Genomic DNA, 20,465 nt, shown 5'->3' with positions numbered 1-20,465 from the left:
CGCACGGCACCACGGGTGGTGCGAGCATCGGCACGGGCGTCCGGAGAGCGGAATCGACGCGGCCACCGCGAGGGGCCGAGGAGAGAGTGACGATGACCGAGGCACGGGGGTCGGCCGGCCTGAACGGCGAAGCGCACGCTCAGCACGCGCCCGGCTCGCCCTGCTGGGTGAGTCTGATGGCGCACGGGGTGGCCGCGACCCAGGAGTTCTACGGTGAGCTGTTCGGCTGGGAGTTCCGGCCCGGACCGCAGCAGCTCGGCCCGTACGTACGGGCGCTGCTCGACGGCAAGGAAGTCGCCGGCATCGGCCAGCTGCCGCCGGACCGGCATCTGCCCATCGCCTGGACGCCCTACTTCGCCTCGACGGACGTGGACCTGACGGCCGAGACGGTACGGCTGTGCGGCGGCACCGTGGGAGTGGGCCCGCTGGACGCCGCCGAGGCCGGCCGGCTCGCGATCTGCTCCGACCCCTCCGGCGCCGTCTTCGGCGTCTGGCAGGCCGCGTCCCACCTCGGCAGCGCCCTCACCGGAGTCCCGGGCACCCCGGTCTGGAACGAGCTGCTGACCTTCGAGACGGTCGCCGTGACCAAGTTCTACGAGACGGTGTTCGGCCACGAACAGCGGAAAGTGGTCTCAGCGGACTTCGACTACGTCACCCTCCACCTCGCCGGCCGCACCATCGCCGCGATCCTCGGCCTCGGCCCGTCCCTTCCCCGCGACCGGGGCCCGCACTGGATGACCTTCTTCGAGGTGGCCGACACCGACACGTCGACGGCCCAGGCCGAAGCCCTGGGCGGCCAGATCCTGACCCCGCCCCACGACAGCGCCCTGGGCCGCATGTCCACGGTGACGGACCCGGAGGGCGCGAGGTTCTCGCTGCTGCAGAGCCGCCCCTGACCCCGGCCCGCGGCCGGCGCCGCTCCCGCTAGGCCGAAGGCACCGGCAGGACGTCCGGGGAGAGGGCCGCCGCCCGCGCGGTGGCCGCTGTCATGCGGCGCCGGTGGTGGCGACGGCAGAGGACCTCGTAGCCGATGGTGTCCGACTGGTCGACGTCGCCGACGACCACCTGGGCGCCCTCCACCACCATCTCGCCGCCCACCGTGCGCGCGTTGTGGGTCGCCCGGGCGCCGCACCAGCACAGGGCCTCCACCTGGAGGACCTCCACGCGGTCGGCCAGCTCCACCAGGCGCTGCGAGCCGGGGAAGAGCTTGGAGCGGAAGTCGGTGGTGATGCCGAAGGCGTAGACGTCGAGGCCCAGGTCGTCCACCACGCGCGCGAGCTGGTCGATCTGCTGCGGGGCCAGGAACTGCGCCTCGTCCGCGATGACGTAGTCCGCGCGGCCGCCCTGGGAGAGGTGGTCCACCAGGTACGCGTACAGGTCCTGTCCGTCCTCGACCTCCACCGCGTCCGTGACCAGGCCGAGGCGGGAGGAGAGCTTGCCCTCGCCCGCACGGTCGTCCCGGGTGAAGATCATGCCGGCCAGGCCGCGCGCCGAGCGGTTGTGCTCGATCTGGAGAGCCAGCGTCGACTTCCCGCAGTCCATCGTTCCGGAGAAGAACACCAGCTCGGGCATGGGGTGTTGAGCACCTTTCGGCAACAGGGTCGTAGCGGGGGGAGAGTCTTCAGGAACGTACTTCCAGCAGCGGCACCAGCTGCTCCGCCGGGGTCATCGAGCCGTGGTTGCCGACCATCGCCGACTCCTTCGGCTCCCGCTCGGAGGCGATGATCAGCACATCGTCGCGAGCGGCCGCGATCACGTCGCCGAGCCGGGCGTACACCCGCTCGTCGATCCGCGGGCCGAACCAGCCCGCCGCGATCGCCTCCTCCCGGGAGGCCACCCAGAACTGCTCGCCGAGCACCTCGCGCCAGCAGGTCAGGACGTCGTTCTCGGCGCCGGGCACCGCGTAGACGTGCCGCGCGCGGCCCTCGCCGCCGAGCAGGGCGACCCCGGCGCGCAGCTCCCAGTCCTCGTCGAAGTCGATGCGGTGCTGTTCGTCGAAGGGCACGTCGACCATGCCGTGGTCGGCGGTGACGTACAGCGCGGTGCGCGGCGGCAGCTGCTCGGCGAGGCGCTGGACGAGCCGGTCGACGTACATGAGCTGGCCGCGCCACAGGTCGGAGTCGACGCCGAAGCGGTGTCCGGCGCCGTCCACCTCGGCGTAGTACGTGTAGACCAAGGAGCGGTCGCCGGCGGCCAGTTGATCGGCCGCGAGGTCCATCCGCTCCTCGCCGCTCAGCCGCCCGTGGAAGGTGCCGCCGCTCAGCGCCACCTTGGTCAGCGGGGTGTTCTCGAAGGCGGGGGACGACACCTGCGCGGCGTGCACACCGGCGTCGTGGGCGAGCTGGAAGACGGTGGGGTACGGCTGCCAGGGGCCCGGCGCGGTCCAGGGCTGCCAGCGCAGCTGGTTCATCAGCGCGCCGGTCGCCGGATCGCGCACGGTGTATCCGGGCAGTCCGTGCGCGCCGGGCGGCAGGCCGGTGCCGACGGAGGCGAGGGAGGTCGCGGTGGTCGCCGGGTAGCCGGTGGTGAGCGGCCGTCCGGTGCCGCCGCGGGAGCTGGCGAGGAGCGACGTCATGAACGGGGCGTCGTCGGGGTGCGCCTTCAGCTGCTCCCAGCCGAGGCCGTCGATCAGGAACACGCAGTTCCGGTCGGCCGGGGCCAGCTCGCTGATCGCGGCGGTCATGCCGGGTACGTCCATGCCGGCGGCCAGCGTGGGCAGCAGGTCGGCGAGCGATCCCGCGCCGTACTCGGGCAGGGGGGCGGAGTCGAGGGGCAGCGGCTGCGGGTCGTGCTCCCAGGCGGGCTGGGCCATCAGCGGGCGGTGTCCGCGGTCGCCTCGGAGAGCGCCTGCGCGAAGGCGAGCGCCTGGCGCACGGTCTCCGGTCCGTCGCCGGCCTCGCTGACGCGGAGGCTGAGGTCGTCGGCCGTGGAGCTGCCCGTGTAGCCGTGGTCGGCCTCGCAGTTGGGGTCGCCGCAGGCGGCCGGCTCCAGGTCGATCCGGGAGACCGCGCCCCAGCCGATGGTCAGCACGACCTCGCGGGGCAGGGTGCCGGGCGTGTACGACTCCGGGTTCGCGACCATCCGGCTCAGGACGACCGACGAGATCCGGCCGATCTTGACCGACTCGGTGGAGGTGGTGGCGTACGGGGTGGGAGAGGTGGTGTCGGCGGCCTGCTCGTCGGTGTGGCTGACGATGAAGCGGTTGTCGGTGAGGACCAGCACGGTGACATGCCGGCGCACCTCGTTCTGGTCGAACGTGGTCTCCTGGTGGACCAGGTACGACCGGATGGGCTCGCCGCCCACGGCGGCCTCCACCGCCTCGGCCACGAGGGCCGGGTAGTAGCCGCTGCGCTCGATCGCCGCTCGCAGCCCCTGGGTCGTCGTACTGGTCTTGGCCATGGCCCCCATCCTACGGGGGCCCACTGACTGCGAGGGACCGCTCGCGCCGGTCAGTAGGCGGGCAGCGTGCGCGGGCCGAGGTCGTCGCGGGCGGGCGGCGGGGCCAGCCGTACGGTCGCGCCGAGCACGGTCAGGCCGTGCGGGGCGACGACGACGGGCTCCAGGGTCACCGCGACGACCTCCGGGTGGTCGTGGACCAGGCGGGAGACCCGCAGCAGCAGTCCCTCCAGGGCGGGTGTGTCGACCGGGGTGGAGCCGCGCCAGCCGAACAGCAGGGGCGCGGTCCGGATCGAGCGGACCAGCGAGGCCGCCTCCCGGTCGGTGACCGGGATGAGCCGGTGCGCCATGTCCCCGAGCAGCTGGGAGGCGGCCCCGGCGAGCGCGAACGACAGCACGGCACCGGCCGCCGGGTCGATCACGGCCCGTACGACGGTGTCGACCCCGCGCGGGGCCATCGCCTGCACGACCGGCCGCAGCTCCGCCGGCGTCCCGAACAGCTCGACCAACTCGGTGTACGCCCTGCGCAGTTGCTCCTCGTCGGCGAGGTCCAGCCGTACGCCGCCCAGGTCGGCGCGGTGGCGCAGGTGCGGTGCGGTGGCCTTGAGGGCGACCGGGTAGCCGACGGTCCGGGCGGCTTCCGCGGCGGCGTCAGGGGTGGGGGCGGGCAGGGCCCGGCGCACGTGGATGCCGTACTTCCCGAGCAGGTCACAGGTGTCCTCGGAGCCGAGGGTGAGTCCCTGGCCCCTGGCGAGCAGCCCGTCGATGAGGGCGGCGGCCCCGCGCTCGTCGATGTCGTCGTACTCGGGCACCCGCCCGGGCTCGGCGGCCTCCCGGCGCCACTGGGCGTACTTGACGGCTTCGGCGAGCGCGCGAACGGCCCGCTCGGCGGCGGGGTAGGCAGGAATGAGCCGGCCCGCGGGTGCCGACTCTCCCTCACCCCCCTCCTCGCCACCACGGACACCTGGTCCCACGGGGCCGCGGGCAGCGGCTTCCACCGCACCGCGGGCAGCAGGTTCGGCTCCACCGTGGCCACCGGGTTCGGCCCCACCGCCGACACCCCCTTCGGCTCCACCGCGGGCCGCCTCTTCCGCCTCGCCGCGGGCAGTCGTGCCGCCTGGGGCGGCACGGATGGGCGCGGGCGGCACCGCGTCAGCGCCGGGCTGCGCGTCCGGCCCCGCCTCAGCCATAGCTCCGACGGGCGCGGGCGCCGTCTGTGGTGCTGTGCTCGCCGCCGCGGACAGTGCCTCGGCCAGGCCGCCCAGTTCCACATGCACCACCAGCACCGGCTTGCCCGGCACTTCCTCCGCCGCCGACCTCAGTGCTTCCGCCAGGACCGCCTCCCCCACCGAGGGCTCCCCCAGCGCCGGAATCGCGGTCACCACGACGGAGTCGCAGGCGTCGTCGGCCAGCGCCCGCGACAGCGCCGCCCGGAAGTCCCGTGCCGACGCCCCCGTCGTCAGGTCCAGCGGCGGCAGCGGCCGCAGCCCCTCGGAGAGGCACGCGTCGTACGTCAGCAGCCCCAGCGACTCGGAGTTGCCGAGGATCGCCACCCGGGGCCCGGCCGGCAGCGGCTGGCGCGCGAGCAGCAGCCCCGCGTCGACCAGTTCGGTGATCGTGTCCACCCGGATCACCCCGGCCTGCCGCAGCAGCGCCGACACGGTGGCGTGCGGCAGCCGCGTCGCCCGTACCGCGTGCCCCTGCGGAGCCGCCCCGCCGTGCCGCGCGCCCTGCACCACGACCAGCGGCTTCGCGGCGGCCGTACGCCGGGCGAGCCGGGTGAACTTGCGCGGGTTGCCGATGGACTCCAGGTACATCAGGGCGACATCGGTGTCCGGGTCGTCGTACCAGTACTGCAGGACGTCGTTGCCGGACACGTCCGCGCGGTTGCCGCAGGAGACGAAGGTGGACACCCCGGTGACCCCGGTGACCCCGCCGCCGCGCCGGTGCAGCCGGGACAGCAGCGCGATGCCGATGGCACCGGACTGGGCGAACAGCCCTATCCGCCCGGGCCGCGGCATCTCGGGCGCGAGGGAGGCGTTCAGCCGTACGTCCGCCGAGGTGTTGATGACGCCGAAGGCGTTCGGCCCGATGATGCGCATGCCGTACGCGCGTGCGTGCCGGACGAGTTCGCGCTGGCGCTCCCGGCCCTCGGGGCCGCTCTCGGCGTAGCCGGCGGAGACCACGACCAGCCCTTGCACGCCGTGCTCACCGCACTCGGTGACGACCTCGGGGACCTGTTCGGCGGGCACGGCGACCACCGCGAGGTCGACATGCCCGTCGATGTCGCGCACCGAGCGGTGCGCGGGCACCCCGCCGAGTTCCTTCAGGTCCTCGGGGAACGCCTGGTTCACGGCGTACAGCGGACCGCGGAAGCCGCCCTGCCGGATGTTGTCGAGGACTCCGCGGCCCACACCGCCGGGGGTCCGGCCGGCGCCGATGACGGCCACCGACCCGGGAGCCAGCAGCCGTTGCACGGACCGCGCCTCGGCGCGCTGCTCGCGCGCGTGCTGCACGGCGAGCGAGCGGTCCGTCGGCTCCAGGCCGAACTCCAGCCGGACCACACCGTCCTCGAAGCTGCGCTTCTGGGTGTACCCGGCGTCCGTGAACACCTTGATCATCTTGGTGTTGGCGGGCAGCACCTCGGCCGCGAACCGGCGGATCCCGCGCTCCCGCGCGACGGCGCCGATGTGTTCGAGCAGGGCGGAGGCGACTCCGCGTCCCTGGTGGGCGTCCTGGACGAGGAAGGCGACCTCGGCCTCGTCGGCGGGCGCGGAGGCGGGCATTCCGTCGGCGCCAATGCGGTCATAGCGTACGGTGGCGATGAACTCGCCGCCGATGGTGGCCGCGAGTCCCACCCGGTCCACGAAGTCGTGGTGCGTGAAGCGGTGGACGTCCTTGGCGGACAGACGCGGGTAGGGCGCGAAGAAGCGGTAGTACTTCGACTCGTCCGAGACCTGCTCGTAGAAGCTGACCAGGCGCTCGGCGTCATCAACGGTGATGGGGCGGATGCGCGCGGTGCCGCCGTCGCGCAGCACCACGTCGGCTTCCCAGTGGGCGGGGTACTCGTGCCGGTCCGACGCGCTCTGCATGGGGCCCAGACTACGGCTCGCGTACGACAACGGCGCGGGGCAGTCTGTGGAGGACGGGTGTCGGATCGAGGCCGCGGTCCGAGGGTCACGCGCGCGGGACGGGACGCAGGACCGTACCGGGCACGCTTCACGTTGTGGAACACTGGTCTAGACAACCTGAGAACCTGAAGGGCAGCATCACATGGCTGAGCGCCGCGTCAACGTCGGCTGGGCCGAGGGCCTCCACGCCCGCCCCGCCTCCATCTTCGTCCGAGCCGCCACGGCCACAGGCGTCCCGGTGACGATCGCCAAGGCCGACGGCAACCCCGTCAACGCGGCCTCCATGCTGGCGGTGCTGGGCCTGGGCGCCCAGGGCGGCGAGGAGATCGTGCTCGCCTCCGACACCGAGGGCGCGGACGCCGCTCTCGACCGTCTGGCGAAGCTGGTCTCCGAGGGTCTCGAAGAACTCCCCGAGACCGTCTGAGCGAATACCGGGCGCGGCAGCCGCCGCCTCCTCGCAGGGCTCGTCCGAATTACCGGGCGGGCCCTTCGCATTTCCCGGATCTGGGCAGCGGAAATAATCCCCCGGGAATTACGCCCTCTTTGTATACGGCGCGCATGTTAATGCCGGAGGCCCGACATGTTTACGGGATGTTGCGAATTCCTCACACGCTCCCCGGCGGGGAACCGCAGCCGGTGCGTGCCGCTGGAGCGCTCGGTGTGCACGGCCGTGATCGCCCGCGCGCGTTCGCTGTCGCCGCGGGCCACCGCGTCCACGATCGCCCCGTGCTCCGCCCAGGCGTCCACGGGGGCGGCCGACGCCTCCACCGAGTACATCCAGGCGATCTTGTGCCGCAGCTGGGTCAGCATCGAGGTCAGGGCGGGGCTGCCGGAGGCCTGGGCGAGCGTCTCGTGGAACCAGCCGCCCAGGGAGCGCAGATCCTCGCTGTTGCCCCGCCTGGCCCGCTCCTGACCGAGCCGCACCAGGCCGCGCAGCACCTTCAGATGCGCCTCGGTGCGCCGCTGGGCGGCCCGGGCGGCGCCGAGCGGCTCCAGCAGCGAGCGCATCTCCAGCAGGTCGGCGGCCTCCTGCTCGGTCGGTTCCGCGACGCACGCGCCCGCGTGCCGCCGGGTCACCACGAAGCCCTCCGCCTCCAGCGTGCGCAGGGCCTCCCGGACGGGGACGCGCGAGACGCCGTAGCGGCGCGCGAGCAGTTCCTCGGTGAGTCGGCTGCCGCGCTCGTAGACACCGGCGACGATGTCGTCCCGGATCGCCGTGCATACCGAGTGCGCCGGAATACGCATGACCCGACCTCCGCTTTAATCCCCGTGAAACGTCGACGCCTGACGTGTGTTCAGTGACTCTATTCCAATGAGCCGGAATTTCCGAAGGGGGGACGGAATCCATGCATATTTTTTGGACAGCGGGGGGTCGCAAACGCCAAAACCCCGGCTCGGTGAGCCGGGGTCCGGGCAGCGCGGGGCGGGTGCCGTCAGATGTTCACGCCGTGCGAGCGGAGGTAGGCGACCGGGTCGATGTCCGAGCCGTACTCCGCGCTCATGCGGGCCTCGAAGTGCAGGTGCGCCCCGGTGACGTTGCCGGTCGCGCCGGAGACGCCTATCTGCTGGCCCGGGGTGACGCTCTGGCCGACCGAGACGCCGACGGACGACAGGTGCCCGTACTGGGTGTACGTGCCGTCGTGCATCTTGATGACGACCTGGTTGCCGTACGCCCCGCCCCAGCCGGCCTCCACGACGGTGCCCGTGCCGACCGAGCGGACGGGGGTGCCGGTGGCGGCGTGGAAGTCGATGCCGGTGTGGGTGCCGGAGGACCAGACGGCGCCGCCGGCCTTGTAGCTCGTCGAGACGTAGGAGCCGGAGATCGGGGAGACGAAGGTGTTCAGGCGCTTGCGCTCGGCCTCGCGGGCGGCGCGCTCCTTGGCCTCGCGGGCCTTCTCGGCCGCCTCGGCGGCCCTCTGGCGGGCGGCCTCCTCGGCCGCCTGCTTCGCCGCCGCCTCGTCGGCTGCCTGCTGCTGGGCGGCGGCCTGGGCGTCGATCTGCTGGGCGACCGAGTCGCCGATGGTGATGACGGGGGTGAGACCGGTCTGCTCGGGCGAAGCCTCCGCGGCGAGCGCCGGGCTCGCGAGGGTGCCGATGACGCCGGTGGTGGTGAGGGCCGCGACACCCGCCGCGCGGGCGGTGGTGCGCTGCATCCGGCTGGGACGTCGGTGCTTCCCGGTGGCGCGCGTGAACGCCATGTAGTGGCTGGTCCTTTCCTTCCCTCTCGCCTACCGGGTTAGCTGACGGGTTCGGAGCAGGAAGGTCTCCTACGGACCCCCTCGCTCACGCGCGGGCGTCCGATTCACCCCAGGGACTTGGGTCCCCGGCTCCCCTGGCTCGCACCGTACGGGGACTCGGCGATGACTGTCCGGTGCCGCGGGTGCGGCGCACTGCCTGACGAACAGCCCGGATGACGCTAAACGCGGCAACTTTCAATCCCCAAACGAATCGCGGTTTTTGTAGCGCACGCCACAGGGCAGACAGGCAACCTCTCCCTCAAATCGGACATAGAAGGGCCCTGGTGACGCTTCCGTCACCAGGGCCCCACACGCGCGTGACAGCGCGTTCACATCCGAGGGTGTGTCTACTCGGCCGTCACGACGGTGACTTCACCGATGCCGAGGGGCTCGACGGCCGCCTTGATCTGCGCCGCGTCACCGACGAGCACGGTCACCAGCCGGTCCACCGGGAAGGCGCTGACGACGGCCGCGGTGGCCTCCACGGTGCCGGTCTCGGCGAGCCGGCGGTAGAGCGTGGCCTGGTAGTCGTCCGGCAGGTGCTGCTCCACCTGGTCGGCCAGGGTGCTCGCCACGGCGGCGGCCGTCTCGTACTTCAACGGCGCCACCCCGACGAGGTTCTGTACGGCGACGTCCCGCTCGGCGTCGGTGAGCCCGCCCTCGGCGAGGGTGCGCAGCACCGTCCACAGGTCCTCGAGCGCGGGACCGGTGTTGGGGGTGTCGACGGAGCCGCTGATGGCGAGCATCGCGGCGCCGGTGCCGTCGGGGGTGGAGCGCAGCACCTGCCCGAAGGAGCGCACGCCGTAGGTGTAGCCCTTCTCCTCGCGCAGGACGCGGTCCAGGCGGGAGGTGAGGGTGCCGCCGAGGCAGTAGGTGCCGAGGACCTGCGCGGGCCACACGCGGTCGTGCCGGTCGGGGCCGACGCGGCCGATCAGCAGCTGCGTCTGGACGGCGCCGGGGCGGTCCACGATGACGACCCGGCCGGTGTCGTCGGCGGTGACCGGGGGCACCGGCCGGGGTTCGGCGGCGGAGCCGGTCCAGGAGCCGAGGGTGTCGGTGAGAAGCGCGTCGAGGTCGGTGCCGGTCAGGTCGCCGACGACCACGGCGGTGGCCGTGGCGGGGCGCACATGGCGTTCGTAGAAGGCGCGTACGGCCGCGGAGTCGATGGCCGCGACGGTCTCCTCGGTGCCCTGGCGCGGGCGGGACATGCGCGAGGTCGCCGGGAAGAGCTGCCGGGACAGCTCCTTGGCGGCGCGCCGGGAGGGGTTGGCCAGCTCGTGCGGGATCTCGTCCAGCCGGTTGCGGACCAGCCGTTCGACCTCGCTGTCGGCGAACGCGGGCGCCCGGAGGGCGTCGGAGAGCAGCCCGAGCGCCTTGGGCAGGCGGGAGACCGGCACTTCGAGGGAGAGCCGGACGCCGGGGTGGTCGGCGTGCGCGTCGAGGGTGGCACCGCAGCGCTCCAGCTCGGCGGCGAACTCCTCGGCGCTGTGCTTGTCGGTGCCCTCGGAGAAGGCCCGCGCCATGATCGTGGCGACGCCGTCCAGGCCGGCCGGTTCGGCCTCCAGGGGCGCGTCCAGCAGGATCTCGACGGCGACGACCTGCTGGCCGGGGCGGTGGCAGCGCAGGACCGTCAGGCCGTTGTCGAGCGACCCGCGCGTGGGCGCCGGGAAGGCCCAGACCTTCGGCTCGCCCGCCTCGGGCCGGGGGTGGAACTCCATGGTGGCGAGCTCGGTCACTTGGCCGTCTCCTCGTTGTGGGCGCTTGCTTCCACGGTGGCCGCGGACTCCAGGTCTTCGGTGGGCTCCTCGACGGTCTCCGGGGGGACCGTCGGCTCGTAGACGAGCACCGCGCGGTTGTCGGGGCGCAGGCGGGCCTTGGCGACCTCCTGGACCTCCTCGGCGGTCACCTCCAGCACCCGCTGGACGGCGGTGAGGGCGAGCTGCGGGTCGCCGAACAGGACGGCGTAGCGGCACAGTTCGTCGGCGCGGCCCGCGACCGTGCCGAGCCGGTCCAGCCACTCGCGCTCCAACTGGGCCTGGGCGCGCTCCATCTCCTCCGCCGTGGGGCCCTCCGCCGCGAACCGGGCGAGCTCCTCGTCGATGGCCGCCTCGATGACCGGGACCTCCACGTCACCGGAGGTCTTCACGTCCAGCCAGCCCAGCGAGGGCGCTCCGGCCAGCCGCAGCAGGCCGAACCCGGCGGCGACGGCCGTGCGGTCACGGCGTACGAGACGGTTGTAGAGGCGGGAGGACTCGCCGCCGCCGAGAACCGTCAGGGCCAGGTCGACCGCGTCGCACGCGCGGGTGCCGTCCTCGGGGAGGCGGTAGGCGGCCATCAACGCCCGCGCGGGGACCTCCTCCTCGACGACCTCGCGCAGCTCCTCGCCGATGATCTCCGGCAGCGAGCCGTCGCGCGGGGCGGGCTTGCCGTCGTGGGAGGCGATGGAGCCGAAGTACTTCTCCACCCAGGCGAGCGTCTGCTCGGGGTCGATGTCGCCGACGATCGACAGCACGGCGTTGTTGGGCGCGTAGTACGTACGGAAGAACGCGCGCGCGTCCTCCAGGGTCGCCGCGTCCAGGTCGGCCATCGAGCCGATCGGCGTGTGGTGGTAGGGGTGGCCCTCGGGGTAGGCGAGAGCGGTCAGCTTCTCGAAGGCCGTGCCGTAGGGGACGTTGTCGTAGCGCTGGCGGCGCTCGTTCTTCACGACGTCGCGCTGGTTCTCCATCGACTCGTCGTCCAGGGCGGCGAGCAGTGAGCCCATGCGGTCGGCCTCCAGCCAGAGGGCGAGCTCCAGCTGGTGGGCGGGCATGGTCTCGAAGTAGTTGGTGCGCTCGAAGCTGGTGGTGCCGTTGAGCGAGCCGCCCGCGCCCTGCACGAGCTCGAAGTGACCGTTGCCCTCGACCTGGGCGGAGCCCTGGAACATCAGGTGCTCGAAAAGGTGAGCCAGGCCGGTGCGCCCCTTGACCTCGTGGCGCGAGCCGACGTCGTACCAGAGGCACACCGCCGCGACCGGGGTCAGGTGGTCCTCCGAGAGCACCACGCGCAGGCCGTTGGCCAGGCGGTGCTCGGTCGCTGTCAGGCCTCCGGAGCCTGCCTGGGTGGTGGCCGTGTGACCCATGGGCATGTACGTCCCTTCGATCGCTGACGCGGTCTCGAAACCGCGGTTTTCCTGCCGGTCCTGCCACTGTATGCAAGCGTGCGAGGCCGCGGCGAAGTTCCCGGTCCGCGTACGCCGAGGGCGGATGCCGACAGCGGATCGCGTAGCCTGCGGGCAGCCGTGAGCGGAGGCCCCTCTCCGCGCCGGGGCGGACGGGCGACGCCGGGTCCTGGTCCGGGTTGTCAGTGCCGCGGTCCACAATGGTCCGCGTCAGATCCAGTTCACGCGTCAGCATGAGCGCCCCGTAGGTGAGCACACAGAAAAAGGAGCCTTGGCAGCGATGGCCCGCCGCAGCACGAAGACCCCGCCGCCCGACGACTCGTACGAGGAGAAGATCCTCGACATCGACGTCGTCGACGAGATGCAGGGCTCCTTCCTCGAGTACGCGTACTCGGTCATCTACTCCCGTGCCCTGCCGGACGCCCGTGACGGCCTCAAGCCGGTGCACCGCCGGATCGTCTACCAGATGAACGAGATGGGCCTGCGCCCCGACCGCGGCTATGTGAAGTGCGCGCGCGTGGTCGGCGAGGTCATGGGTAAGTTGCACCCGCACGGCGACGCGTCGATCTACGACGCGCTGGTGCGCATGGCGCAGCCCTTCTCGATGCGGCTCCCCCTGGTCGACGGCCACGGCAACTTCGGCTCGCTGGGCAACGACGACCCGCCGGCCGCCATGCGGTACACCGAGTGCCGGCAGGCCGCCGCGACCAGCCTGATGACCGAGTCGATCGACGAGGACACGGTCGACTTCGCGCCCAACTACGACGGCCAGGAGCAGGAGCCGGTGGCGCTGCCCGCCGCGTTCCCGAACCTCCTGGTCAACGGCGCGTCGGGCATCGCGGTCGGCATGGCCACCAACATGCCGCCGCACAACCTCGCCGAGGTCATCGCGGCCGCCCGCCACCTGATCCGGCACCCGAACGCGGATCTGGACGCCCTGATGCGCCACGTCCCGGGCCCCGACCTGCCCACCGGCGGCCGGATCGTCGGCCTGACCGGCATCCGGGACGCCTACGAGACCGGCCGCGGCACCTTCAAGATCCGCGCGACGGTGGCCGTGGAGAACGTGACGGCGCGCCGCAAGGGCCTCGTCGTCACCGAGCTGCCCTTCACGGTCGGCCCCGAGAAGGTCATCGCCAAGATCAAGGACCTGGTCGGCTCGAAGAAGCTCCAGGGCATCGCCGACGTCAAGGACCTCACCGACCGCGCGCACGGCCTGCGCCTGGTCATCGAGATCAAGAACGGCTTCGTGCCGGAGGCGGTGCTGGAGCAGCTGTACAAGCTGACGCCGATGGAGGAGTCCTTCGGCATCAACAACGTCGCCCTGGTCGACGGCCAGCCCCTCACCCTGGGCCTCAAGGAGCTGCTGGAGGTCTACCTCGACCACCGTTTCGAGGTCGTGCGGCGCCGCAGCGAGTTCCGCCGCACCAAGCGGCGCGACCGGCTGCACCTGGTGGAGGGCCTGCTCACCGCGCTCGTCGACATCGACGAGGTCATCCGGCTGATCCGCTCCAGCGAGAACAGCGCCGAGGCCAAGCAGCGCCTGATGGAGCGCTTCTCGCTGTCGGAGATCCAGACCCAGTACATCCTGGACACCCCGCTGCGCCGGCTCACCAAGTACGACCGCATCGAGCTGGAGGCGGAGAAGGACCGGCTCAACGAGGAGATCGCCGAGCTGACCCGGATCCTGGATTCGGACGCCGAGCTGCGCAAGCTGGTCTCCAACGAACTGGCCTCGGTGGCCAAGAAGTTCGGCACCGAGCGGCGTACGGTCCTGCTGGACTCGGCGGGCGCGGTGTCCGCCGCCGTACCGCTCCAGGTGGCCGACGACCCGTGCCGGGTCCTGCTGTCCTCCACGGGCCTTCTGGCCCGTACGGCGAACGGCGACCCGTTCGCGGAGGACGCCGACGCCAAGCGCTCCAAGCACGACGTGATCGTCTCGGCGGTGCCGGCCACGGCCCGCGGCGAGGTGGGCGCGGTGACGTCCGCGGGCCGGCTGCTGCGGATCAGCGTCATCGACCTGCCGACGCTGCCGGACACGGCGGCGCGTCCCAACCTCTCGGGCGGCGCTCCGCTGACGGAGTTCGTCTCCCTGGAGGGCGACGAGACGGTGGTCTGCCTGACCACGCTGGACGAGTCCTCCCCCGGCCTGGCGCTCGGCACCGAGCAGGGTGTCGTCAAGCGCGTGGTGCCCGACTATCCGTCCAACAAGGAGGAGTTGGAGGTCATCACCCTCAAGGAGGGCGACCGGATCGTCGGCGCGGTGGAACTGCGCACCGGCGAGGAGGACCTGGTCTTCATCACGGACGACGCGCAACTGCTGCGCTACCAGGCCGCGCAGGTGCGTCCGCAGGGCCGGCCGGCGGGCGGTGTGGCGGGCATCAAGCTGACCGAGGGCGCGAAGGTCATCTCCTTCACGGCGGTGGACCCGGCGGCCGACGCGGTCGTCTTCACCGTCGCGGGCTCGCGCGGCACGCTGGACGACTCGGTCCAGACGACGGCCAAGCTGACCCCGTTCGACCAGTACCCGCGCAAGGGCCGCGCCACCGGCGGGGTCCGCTGCCAGCGGTTCCTGAAGGGCGAGGACTGTCTCTCGCTGGCCTGGGCGGGCCCCGCTCCGGCCCGGGCGGCGCAGAAGAACGGCACCCCGGCCGAGCTTCCGGAGATGGACCCGCGCCGCGACGGCTCGGGCGTGTCGCTGCCGAAGACGGTGGCGGTGGTGGCGGGCCCGGTCTAGGCCGCGTCGCCGGGCTCGTCCTCGGAGCCCTGTACGTAGCGCAGGACGCCCCACATGCCGTGCTCGTCGGCGTGCGGGGCGTCGCTGCGGCACGCCTCGAGTTCCTTGCCGAGGGCGGGCGCGTCGATGCCGGTGCCGATGAGGACGAGCTGGGTGAGCCGCTCCTCGGAGGGCGCCCAGGGTTCGGGGTAGAACCGCAGGAAGCTCCCGACGGCGTGCACGGCGTACCGGTTCAGGGTGTCGTGGGGGCCGAAGTCGACGTACCCCTTGATCCGGTAGAGCCCCTCGGGACGGCTGTCGAGGAAGCTCATGAGGGCGCGGGGGTCGAGGGGCTGCCGCGACACGAACGAGACGCTGTCGTACCCGGTGTGCAGATGCCCGTCGTGGTCGCCGTGCTCGCCGTGCTCGTGCAGGTCGTCGAAGGACAGCTGCCCGACGCGCTCCTCACCGGGCCGGCAGTCGAAGAGGAACTCCGGGTCGATACGGCCGTGGACGGCGGGTACGACGGCGGCGCGCGGGGCGAGTTCCCGGACGCGCGGGACGAGTTGGCCGGGCTCGGCGACGCGGTCGAGCTTGTTGACGACGACGAGGTCGGCGAGGGCGAGATGGCGGTCGATCTCGGGGTGCCTGGCGCGGGTGGCGTCGAACTCGGCGGCGTCGACGACCTCGACGAGACCGCCGTAGACGATCCCCGGATGCTCGCTGGCGAGCACCATGCGGACCAGTTCCTGCGGCTCGGCGAGACCGCTGGCCTCGATGACGATGACGTCGAGGCCGGCGGAGGGGGCGGCGAGGCGTTCCAGGTAGCGGTCGAGCTCACTGGCGTCGACGGCGCAGCACAGGCAGCCGTTGCCGAGCGAGACGGTCGAGTCGCCGAGCGCGCCGGCCACGGCCATGGCGTCGATCTCGATGGCCCCGAAGTCGTTGACGAGCGCTCCGATCCGGCTGCCTTTGCTGCGGTGGAGGAGATGGTTGAGGAGCGTCGTCTTGCCGGAGCCGAGGAAACCGGCGAGAACGACGACGGGGATCTGCTGCGCAGTGCGGCTGCGGACCAACGAGCGACCTCTCTCACACCTACGCGTACACCGGCTCACGTTCCGGCGAGCGTACGAAGAATGAATGCCGGTCCAGGATACGAGCCGCGAGAAACCGCGCGAAGTGAACGATTGTTAGCTGCGCTCGCGGGGCAGACGTTGGGCATGGCGCCGGACTGTGCGACCCTCGCTTCCCTCCGTGCGCCTCCTCTCCGCCTCCCCGCCGATCAGAGCCGCTCGGCACCCTGGGAGACGGCAAGCGCCGCCCACCGCTCGCCGGTCCCCTTCAGTCGACCCGCACCCCGACGACCGGCGGACGGCCGCCTGATTCGGGGGTTGACATGGCCACACAGAGTTCTGGGATGCGGATGCTCGGCTCGACGGTCAAGGCCCGGGTCGCCACCGTGACCCGATTCATTGCCGCGACCGGCTCGCACCACCGACGGCGAGCAGCCCTCATCGAACAGCACCGGCTTCACTTCGACTTGTTGTGCAAGGCGATGGACGATCCCGCCCTGACCGCTGTTCTCGACACCTACGACACCGAGATCCCACTCGAGAAACAGCGCCAGTTCCTCTTCGCCAATGCCCTCTACGTGAACGCCCTGTACTTTCACCGGATCGGTGCCCTGACGCGGCCGGAGCTCTTCGGCCATCTGCGCATCATGTGCCAGAACAAGGTGTTCCGCGAGTACTGGGAGGCGACCCGCCATCACCGCAAGAGCCTTCCCAGCGCATCGGAGGAGTTCGCTCTCGGGCGCATGATGGACGAGCTCATCCAGGACCTCGCCGAGTCGGACAGCGACGAGTGGTGGGTGGTGGGGACACCTCCGGAAGAGACGTCCTGACCACGCGCTCCCGCCGACCGACAGCTGCTTCGAGTCAAGGGCCGGAGCCAGGCTTCACTCGCTCGCCGGGCGGTTGTGCACCCACCGCGAGCGACGAATCGCTATCTTATTGCTGGCCCTCTCCGGGCGCTCCGACGAACACCCTCGCGCTCGGAGACAGACCGCTCCGTCGCACACGCCTGCCCGGAGAACCCGGAGGCCGCTTCCTCTCCTCCGAGCCATAAGGCTGGTACCTGTCGGTGAAAATCGTGCGACGTATTGGGGCTTCGCCTCGCGAGCGTGGCAGCGGCACGGGGCAGTCGTGCCCCGACATCTTCGAGCTCGATGACGGAGATTTCGCCGTCATCGGCCGTGAGGCAACGGCTGAGCTCGACCCCGCACTCCCCCCCGACGCCGCACGTGCCGAGTACGAGCGCATCGTGGTCATCACCCGTGCGACGCTCCTCAGAGCGAAGAAAGACATTCCGGACGTCTGAGTACGGCACCGGATCCCCGGCACCGGTGACGAAGGCGGCGCTGGGTCTCTTGCGCCGGCCGGGCCCCAGCCATACAAGTTTTCCCCTTTCGGCACGGGGGAAGTCTCCCGACTCGGCTTCCAGGAGGGGACCTTGGCTGGGGTACCGGCGTGGCGATCAGCGGGCAGGCCGGTTGTGTGGCTTGCCGTCATGTGCATGGCGATCGGCTTCGTGTGCGTGGCTTCGATCGTCGTCAGCGGCTGGCTGATAGACGGTGTGGAGCACGCCAACGGCAGTTGGGAGGCCGCCTCACGACGCAGCGCCCTGGGTGACTACTTCGGGGCGGTGAGCGCCGTGTTCTCGGGCGTGGCCGCGCTGCTCCTTGTCGCCACCCTCTTCTTCCAACGGCGCGAACTGCGCATGCAGCGAGAGGAACTCGCCCTCCAGCGAGGGGAACTCATCGCTTCTCGCGAAGAGCTCCGCCGAAGCGCTACGGCGGATCTGCGCGGCCTGCACATCCAGCTGACCCAGATGCAAATGACGGACGCGGCTCTGGCCGAGGTGTGGAACGACTACCCCGGCCAGGATCCGGCCGAGATACGGCAACTGCTGTTCGCCAACCTCACGTACGGCCATTACATGCTTGTCTACGAGTGGGGAAGCATGTCGGACGCCGAGGTACTCGCCCACGCCCGCAGGCTGGTGCAGAGCCCGGCGTTCCGCCGCTACTGGCGTCTTTCACGCGACGCCAAAGCGGCCCTGCCCGAGGACAGCACGGAGAGCCGCTTCTTCCGGCTCTTCGATCGTGCGGTTGACGAGGCTCCGCAACGAGGCGACGGCTCGGCCGGGTCCTGACCACCTCCGGGTCAGGCAACGGCCGGTACCGCCACCGGCGCCCCCGGCCCCACATACCGCGCCGCCGGGCGGATGATCTTGGGGTCCTCCGCCTGTTCAAGGATGTTGGCGCTCCAGCCCACCACGCGGGCCGCCGCGAAGGTGGGGGTGAACATCTCGCGGGGCAGGCCGCAGAGTTCCATGACCACGCCCGCGTAGAACTCGACGTTGGTGTGGAGTTCACGGCCGGGTTTCAGTTCGGCGAGGATCGACTCGACCCGGCGTTCCACCTCCACGGCGAAGTCCACGCGCGGACCGCCGAAGCGCTGGGCGATCTCGCGGAGCATGCGGGAGCGGGGGTCCTCCGTGCGGTAGACGGCGTGACCGAAGCCCATGATGCGGTCGCCGGCGAGGACACGTCCGCGGATCCAGGGGTCGATGCGCTCGGGCGTTCCGATCGCGTCCAGGGTGTCCAGCGCCCGGCTGGGCGCGCCCCCGTGCAGAGGACCGGACAGCGCCCCGACCGCCCCCACCAGACAGGCCGCCACATCCGCTCCGGTAGAGGCGATGACCCGCGCCGTGAACGTTGACGCGTTGAATCCGTGGTCAATGGTTGAGATCAAGTATTGCTCAACGGCCCTCGCCCGGACCGGATCCGGTTCCGAACCCGTCAACATGTACAGGTAGTTCGCCGCGTACGACAGATCCTCCCGCGGCTCGACCGGCTCCAGCCCCTCACCCAGCCGGTACAGCGCCGTCAGCAGCGTCGGTACGGCGGCCGCCGCGGCGAGCGCGTCCCGGCGGCGCTCGTCCGCGTCGATGTCGTACACCGGCCGGAAGCCCCGCACCGCGCCGAGCAGCGACAGCGCGGTGCGCATGCCGGCCAGCGGGCCGGAGCCGCCCGCGCCTCCGCTCGCCCCGGCGATGGCGGGCAGGACCGCGCGGACCTCGTCCGGCAGCGACCGCAGCGCCGCGGTCTCGGTGGCGAAGGCCGCGGCACGCCCGGCGTCCGGCAGCTCGCCGTGGACCAGCAGATGCCAGACGTCCTCGAAGGCGCGGGTCTGCGCGAGGTCGACGGCCGAGTACTGGCGGTAGTGGTAGAAGCCCTCCAGCCCTCGGACGTCACCGATGGCGGTGTCGGTGACGACGACGCCGGCGAGTCCTCGCGGCGCCTCGACGAGAGCAGGGGCCGACCTGTTGACGGACATGATTTCCTCCCTGGACTTGATTCGACTGTCCATGCTTGACTCAATCTCTGTCAATATTGATTCAATCAATACATCCGTCAATATGTCGTCCAGCGGATACGGTGACCCCCATGCGCGATCAAGAGCCCGGCTCCCCTCACCCGCCCCGTCGGCTGACCACCAAGGAGGCCGCCGAACTGCTCGGCGTGAAGCCCGAGACCGTGTACGCGTACGTCAGCCGCGGCCAGCTCAGCAGCCGGCGGGTGCCCAGCGGCCGGGGCAGCACCTTCGACGCGCAGGAGGTCGAGGCGCTCGCCCGGCGCAACCGGCGTGAGAGCAGCGGGACTTCGGGGTCGGGCGGTGAGCTTTCGGTGCGCACCCGCATCACGTTCATCGATACGGACCGGTATTACTTCCGGGGCGTCGACGCGACTGAACTCGCCGTCCGGCACTCCTACGAGGAGGTCGCCGAGTGGCTGTGGACCGGCCTGCTGCGCCCCGGCATCGCCTTCGCCGCCCCCGAGGCCACGGTCGCCGCCGCCCGCCGTGCTGTGGACGCCCTGCCCGAACACGCCGGGCCCACCGACCGGTTGAGGGTCGCGGCCATCGCCGCCGCGACGGTGGACCCGCTGCGCTTCGACCTGTCCGAGGACGCCGTCCTGGGCACCGCGCGCAGTCTCATCCCGACCCTCGTCGCCGCCCTGCCGCCGGTGCGCCGCGACCACCGCGACGCGGGCCCGCTGGCGCACCGGCTGTGGGCCCGGCTCAGCGGTCACGAGGCGGACGAGGCCTCGCTGCGCACCCTGGACACGGCGCTGGCCCTGCTGGTCGACCACGACCTCGCCGCCTCGACGCTCGCCGTGCGCGTCGCCGCGTCCGCCCGCGCCCACGCCTACGCGGCCGTCTCGGCGGGCCTGGGCGTCCTCGAAGGCCCCCTGCACGGCGCCGCCAGCGGGCTTGCCCACCGGATGCTGCTGGACGTCCTGGACCGCGGCGACGCGGCCCCGGTGATCGCCGAGGAGCTGCGGGCCGGCCGCCGCGTCCCGGGACTCGGCCACCGGCTCTACCCGGGCGAAGACCCCCGCGCGCGCGTGCTGTTCGGGCTGCTGGAGGAGATCCCGCGGGCCGCACCCGCGCTCGCGGCGGCCCGTGACATCGTCGCCACGACCGCCCGCCACACGCCGCTGCACGCCAATGTCGACCTGGCGCTGGCCGTGCTCACCGCCTCCAGCGGTATGCCCGCCACCGCGGGCGAGACGATCTTCGCCGTGGCCCGGACGGCGGGCTGGATCGCCCACGCCCTGGAGGAGTACGGCGAGCGCCCGCTGCGGATGCGCCCCAGCGGTCACTACGTGGGCCCGAGGCCCCCGCAACCCTTGCCGGAGTAGGACGCAACCATTGCCGGGGCAGGACACGAGCGGTTCGGTGAGCCACACCGGATCAACTCAG

Annotated in this window: 17 protein-coding genes and 1 riboswitch; of the genes, 7 read left to right on the top strand and 10 right to left on the bottom strand. The window is 71.8% G+C overall.

All coding sequences use genetic code 11. From position 1 onward, the window contains the following. The first annotated feature begins 92 nt into the window (after positions 1–92). Positions 93–896 (top strand): VOC family protein, encoded by an 804-nt coding sequence (locus tag ACWD1Z_RS27830; RefSeq protein WP_451122325.1) that lies wholly within the window; start codon positions 93–95, stop codon positions 894–896. Between the two features lie 28 nt (positions 897–924). Here ACWD1Z_RS27830 and ACWD1Z_RS27825 read toward each other — a convergent pair whose 3' ends face one another. Genes ACWD1Z_RS27825 through ACWD1Z_RS27810 form a run of 4 tightly spaced genes read right to left on the bottom strand, consistent with a single transcriptional unit; the run spans position 925 to position 6,488 of the window. Continuing rightward, the gene (locus tag ACWD1Z_RS27825; RefSeq protein ID WP_451122324.1) at positions 925–1,572 is read right to left on the bottom strand and encodes a thymidine kinase; all 648 of its coding nucleotides are present in this window, start codon (positions 1,570–1,572) and stop codon (positions 925–927) included. Positions 1,573–1,621: 49 nt separating this feature from the next. Continuing rightward, positions 1,622–2,812 (bottom strand): alkaline phosphatase family protein, encoded by a 1,191-nt coding sequence (locus ACWD1Z_RS27820; RefSeq protein ID WP_451122323.1) that lies wholly within the window; start codon positions 2,810–2,812, stop codon positions 1,622–1,624. Next, on the bottom strand, positions 2,812–3,399 hold the full coding sequence (locus ACWD1Z_RS27815) for a DUF5998 family protein (protein ID WP_389420044.1): 588 nt from the start codon (positions 3,397–3,399) through the stop codon (positions 2,812–2,814). The genes ACWD1Z_RS27820 and ACWD1Z_RS27815 overlap by 1 nt, the downstream gene beginning before the upstream one ends. A gap of 50 nt (positions 3,400–3,449) precedes the next feature. Further along, positions 3,450–6,488 (bottom strand): bifunctional acetate--CoA ligase family protein/GNAT family N-acetyltransferase, encoded by a 3,039-nt coding sequence (locus ACWD1Z_RS27810; RefSeq protein ID WP_451122322.1) that lies wholly within the window; start codon positions 6,486–6,488, stop codon positions 3,450–3,452. A 181-nt stretch (positions 6,489–6,669) separates the two neighbouring features. Here ACWD1Z_RS27810 and ACWD1Z_RS27805 point away from each other — a divergent pair, with 181 nt between their 5' ends. Continuing rightward, the gene (locus tag ACWD1Z_RS27805; RefSeq protein ID WP_451122321.1) at positions 6,670–6,951 is read left to right on the top strand and encodes an HPr family phosphocarrier protein; all 282 of its coding nucleotides are present in this window, start codon (positions 6,670–6,672) and stop codon (positions 6,949–6,951) included. Between the two features lie 137 nt (positions 6,952–7,088). Here ACWD1Z_RS27805 and ACWD1Z_RS27800 read toward each other — a convergent pair whose 3' ends face one another. The 4 genes from ACWD1Z_RS27800 to ACWD1Z_RS27785 all read right to left on the bottom strand — a co-directional run bounded on the left by ACWD1Z_RS27800 (position 7,089) and on the right by ACWD1Z_RS27785 (position 11,888). Further along, positions 7,089–7,772 carry a GntR family transcriptional regulator gene (locus tag ACWD1Z_RS27800; protein ID WP_389420046.1) on the bottom strand — a complete coding sequence of 228 codons (684 nt, stop codon included), beginning with the start codon at positions 7,770–7,772 and terminating at the stop codon, positions 7,089–7,091. Between the two features lie 188 nt (positions 7,773–7,960). Beyond that, complete coding sequence (locus ACWD1Z_RS27795; RefSeq protein ID WP_451122320.1) at positions 7,961–8,725, bottom strand: M23 family metallopeptidase; 765 nt, start codon at positions 8,723–8,725, stop codon at positions 7,961–7,963. A 12-nt stretch (positions 8,726–8,737) separates the two neighbouring features. Then, a riboswitch (cyclic di-AMP (ydaO/yuaA leader) is annotated at positions 8,738–8,897 on the bottom strand. A gap of 214 nt (positions 8,898–9,111) precedes the next feature. Further along, a complete protein-coding gene (locus tag ACWD1Z_RS27790) occupies positions 9,112–10,500 on the bottom strand; it encodes a M16 family metallopeptidase (RefSeq protein WP_451122319.1) in 1,389 nt (462 codons plus the stop codon). Next, a complete protein-coding gene (locus ACWD1Z_RS27785; protein WP_451122318.1) occupies positions 10,497–11,888 on the bottom strand; it encodes a M16 family metallopeptidase in 1,392 nt (463 codons plus the stop codon). The genes ACWD1Z_RS27790 and ACWD1Z_RS27785 overlap by 4 nt, the downstream gene beginning before the upstream one ends. Before the next feature lie 313 nt (positions 11,889–12,201). On the opposite strand from ACWD1Z_RS27785, the gene ACWD1Z_RS27780 reads away from it, so the two are divergent. After that, positions 12,202–14,658, top strand: coding sequence for a DNA gyrase/topoisomerase IV subunit A (locus ACWD1Z_RS27780; RefSeq protein ID WP_451122317.1), 2,457 nt, complete (start codon positions 12,202–12,204; stop codon positions 14,656–14,658). Here ACWD1Z_RS27780 and ACWD1Z_RS27775 read toward each other — a convergent pair. After that, a complete protein-coding gene (locus ACWD1Z_RS27775) occupies positions 14,655–15,713 on the bottom strand; it encodes a CobW family GTP-binding protein (protein WP_451122316.1) in 1,059 nt (352 codons plus the stop codon). The genes ACWD1Z_RS27780 and ACWD1Z_RS27775 overlap by 4 nt on opposite strands. A 347-nt stretch (positions 15,714–16,060) precedes the next feature. Here ACWD1Z_RS27775 and ACWD1Z_RS27770 point away from each other — a divergent pair, with 347 nt between their 5' ends. From ACWD1Z_RS27770 to ACWD1Z_RS27760, 3 genes are all read left to right on the top strand, one after another. Next, positions 16,061–16,540: a DUF6082 family protein gene (locus ACWD1Z_RS27770; protein WP_451122359.1), complete on the top strand. Its 480-nt coding sequence runs from the start codon at positions 16,061–16,063 to the stop codon at positions 16,538–16,540. 239 nt (positions 16,541–16,779) lie between these two features. Then, the gene (locus ACWD1Z_RS27765) at positions 16,780–17,016 is read left to right on the top strand and encodes a hypothetical protein (RefSeq protein WP_451122315.1); all 237 of its coding nucleotides are present in this window, start codon (positions 16,780–16,782) and stop codon (positions 17,014–17,016) included. A gap of 195 nt (positions 17,017–17,211) precedes the next feature. After that, positions 17,212–17,850 carry a DUF6082 family protein gene (locus tag ACWD1Z_RS27760; RefSeq protein ID WP_451122314.1) on the top strand — a complete coding sequence of 213 codons (639 nt, stop codon included), beginning with the start codon at positions 17,212–17,214 and terminating at the stop codon, positions 17,848–17,850. Positions 17,851–17,861: 11 nt separating this feature from the next. Here the strand turns inward: ACWD1Z_RS27760 and ACWD1Z_RS27755 are convergent, their stop codons facing one another. Further along, complete coding sequence (locus ACWD1Z_RS27755; RefSeq protein WP_451122313.1) at positions 17,862–19,037, bottom strand: citrate synthase/methylcitrate synthase; 1,176 nt, start codon at positions 19,035–19,037, stop codon at positions 17,862–17,864. 110 nt (positions 19,038–19,147) lie between these two features. Between ACWD1Z_RS27755 and ACWD1Z_RS27750 the strand changes: the two genes are divergently transcribed. Beyond that, complete coding sequence (locus tag ACWD1Z_RS27750) at positions 19,148–20,404, top strand: citrate synthase (RefSeq protein WP_451122312.1); 1,257 nt, start codon at positions 19,148–19,150, stop codon at positions 20,402–20,404. Positions 20,405–20,465 lie beyond the last annotated feature (61 nt).

This window comes from Streptomyces sp. NPDC002784 (genome assembly GCF_053592135.1).
Note: the sequence above shows the minus strand (reverse complement) of the source record. Positions and strands in the feature narration are given on the sequence as shown.